This is a genomic window from Mesorhizobium sp. (genome assembly GCF_004962925.1).
Lineage (GTDB): Bacteria > Pseudomonadota > Alphaproteobacteria > Rhizobiales > Rhizobiaceae > Mesorhizobium.
The window spans coordinates 17,134-19,971 of sequence record NZ_SUEO01000037.1 but is presented as its reverse complement, the minus strand read 5'-3'; the positions used below and the strand labels follow the sequence as shown (position 1 = coordinate 19,971).

General features: G+C 63.1%; 3 protein-coding genes. All 3 read right to left on the bottom strand.

What is annotated here, in order from left to right; all coding sequences use genetic code 11:
* Positions 1–70: 70 nt before the first annotated feature.
* The gene (truB, locus tag E5W87_RS10635; protein WP_292396767.1) at positions 71–1,036 is read right to left on the bottom strand and encodes a tRNA pseudouridine(55) synthase TruB; all 966 of its coding nucleotides are present in this window, start codon (positions 1,034–1,036) and stop codon (positions 71–73) included.
* Complete coding sequence (rbfA, locus tag E5W87_RS10630; RefSeq protein ID WP_292396765.1) at positions 1,036–1,473, bottom strand: 30S ribosome-binding factor RbfA; 438 nt, start codon at positions 1,471–1,473, stop codon at positions 1,036–1,038. Before rbfA ends, truB begins: the two co-directional genes overlap by 1 nt.
* A gap of 124 nt (positions 1,474–1,597) precedes the next feature.
* Positions 1,598–2,838: translation initiation factor IF-2 (gene infB / locus E5W87_RS10625; RefSeq protein ID WP_292396763.1), on the bottom strand; the 1,241-nt coding region annotated here is incomplete at its 5' end.

Here is a 2,838-nt window from a genome sequence, read left to right as displayed (position 1 = left end):
TCTTGATGGTCTCGGCCTTTGCCATGTGCCCCTCGGATGTTTAAGTCTCATCGAGATTAGACGATGGGACTCACCCGGCAAAGACCCGCTTCGGCTTGAACATGCCTTGTTCGATTGCGCCGATGGCGACCAGCTTGCCGCGCGCCGTAGCACAGGCTTCCTCGGCTTCCACCGGCGCGTCGCGGCCACGGATGATGACCGGATTGCCGAGGCGGATTTTTGTTGCCGCGTCGTCGCTGATCGCGACCTGCGGCAGACAGTCGAGCGCGGCTGATGTGTCGACCAGAAGCGCGTCGATGGCGTCGAAATCGACCGGCACATCCACTGTGTCCGCTGAATCCGCACTTTCGCCCCGTTCGCCAAAGCGGGCGGCTTCCAGCTCCGCGATTGTGACGAAGTCTTCCGGCGTGAACGGCTCGACCTCGATCCGGCGCAGTTCGGCGATGTGACCGAAACAGCCGAGGTCGCGGCCCATGTCGCGGGCCAGCGAGCGCACATAAGTGCCCTTGCCGCATTCGACCTCGAAAATGGTGCGATCGGCATTGTGCTCGATCAGGTCGAGACGGCCGATCTCGACTTCCCGCGCCGGGATGTCGACCGTCGCGCCGTCGCGGGCAAGGTCATAGGCGCGCTCGCCTGCGATCTTGATGGCCGAAAACTGCGGCGGCGTCTGCATGATGACGCCGGTGTATTTCGGCATCAGCAAAAGCACATCGGTTTGTGCCGGACGCTGGTCGGAGCTTTTCGTCACCGGCCCTTCGAGGTCATCGGTCGAACGCTCCTCACCCCAGGCGACAGTGAAGCGGTAGACCTTGGCGCCATCCTGGACATAGGGCACGGTCTTGGTCGCCTCGCCGAGCGCAATCGGCAGCATGCCGGAAGCGAGCGGGTCGAGCGTGCCGGCATGGCCGGCCTTTTCCGCCTGGAACAGCCATTTGATCTTGGAGACAGCTTCGGTCGAACCCATGCCGACGGGCTTGTCCAGCACCAGCCAGCCGGAGATCGGCCGGCCCTTCTTCTTGCCGCGACGCGCCACTATTTTTCGTCCTTGTCGTTGTCTTTATTCTGGTCGCCAATCTGGGCGTCCGGGCCGAGATCGCGCGCCACTTCGGGCGAGTGCAGCAATTCGTTGATCTTCTGGAAATTGTCGTAGCTGGTGTCGAGCCGGAAGCGGAATTCCGGCATGTACTTCATCTGCCGGAGCGCGCCGGAAACGCGGCCGCGCACAAATTTCGCATGCTTGTTGAGCGCCTCGACCACCGCATCGGTATCACTTGCGCCGAGCGGCGAGACGAAGGCGGTGGCGATCTTCAGATCGGGCGACATGCGCACTTCCGAGACCGAAACCACGGCATTCTCGATCAACGGATCGAGGATCTCGCCACGCTGCAAGGTTTCCGACAGCGCATGGCGCACCTGCTCGCCGACGCGAAGCATGCGCTGGGATGGGCCTGATGTGGTTGAACGGGGCATTTTTCTCTATCCTGAAATCGTGAAGCGCGGGATGGGACCGCACCGCATGTCTCATATGGTTTGGGCGGCGGTCTTTCGACCACCGCCCGGTCTCAGTAGATGCTCGAACTCAAGATGTTCGAACTCAGAGCGTCCTGGTCACCATCTCGACGCGGAAGCACTCGATGACGTCGCCGACGCGCATGTCTTCGTAGTTCTGGAAGGCCATGCCGCATTCCTGGCCACCTGGGACTTCCGCAACTTCGTCCTTGAAGCGCTTCAGGGTCTTCAGCGTGCCTTCGTGGATGACGACATTGTCGCGGATCAGGCGAACGCCCGCACCGCGCTCGACCTTGCCTTCGGTGACACGGCAGCCGGCGATCTTGCCGACCTTGGTGATGTCGAAGATTTCGAGGATCTCCGCATTGCCGATGAAGGTCTCGCGACGCTCCGGCGAGAGCAGGCCGGAGAGCGCCGCCTTCACGTCATCCACGAGATTGTAGATGATCGAATAGTAGCGGATCTCGATGCCTGCCGCCGCGGCAGCCGCACGCGCCTGCACATTGGCGCGGACGTTGAAGCCGATGATCGCGGCACCCGAGGTTTCCGCCAGCGACACATCGCTTTCGGTGATGCCGCCGGCGCCCGCATGGACGATGCGCGCACGCACCTCGTCGGTGCCGAGCTTGTCCAGCGCCGTGTTGATCGCCTCGATCGAGCCCTGCACGTCGCCCTTGATGACCAGCGGAAATTCCTTCAGCCCGCTCGTCTGCAGCTGCGACATCATCTGTTCGAGCGAACCACGCTGGCCGGCATGCTTGGCCACCGCCTTCTCGCGCGCCAGACGCTGGCGGTATTCGGTGATCTCGCGGGCGCGGGCCTCGTTGTTGACGACGGCGAAACGGTCGCCAGCCTGCGGGGTTCCCTGCAGACCAAGCACCTCCACCGGCATCGCCGGCGGCGCTTCCTTGATCTGCCCGCCGCGGTCGTTGACCAATGCGCGTACCCGGCCCCATTCGTTGCCGGCAACGAGGATGTCGCCGGGCATCAGCGTGCCGGTCTGGACCAGCACCGTGGCGACGGGACCGCGGCCCTTGTCGAGCTGGGCTTCGATGACGACACCCTCGGCGGTGCGGTCCGGATTGGCCTTCAGGTCGAGGATTTCGGCCTGCAGCAGGATCGCTTCGAGCAGCTTGTCGAGATTGGTGCCCTTGGTCGCCGACACTTCGACATCCAGCACTTCGCCGCCCATCGATTCGACGAAGACTTCATGGCGCAGCAGCTCCGAACGCACCTTCTGCGGGTCGGCGTCATGCTTGTCGATCTTGTTGATCGCCACGATGATCGGAACGCCGGCCGCCTTGGCATGGCTGATCGATTCGATCG

What these genes read in the sequence shown, in the direction of transcription:
- rbfA (WP_292396765.1), bottom strand. Translation starts at nt 1,473, where the DNA reads ATGCCCCGTTCAACCACATCAGGCCCATCCCAGCGCATGCTTCGCGTC.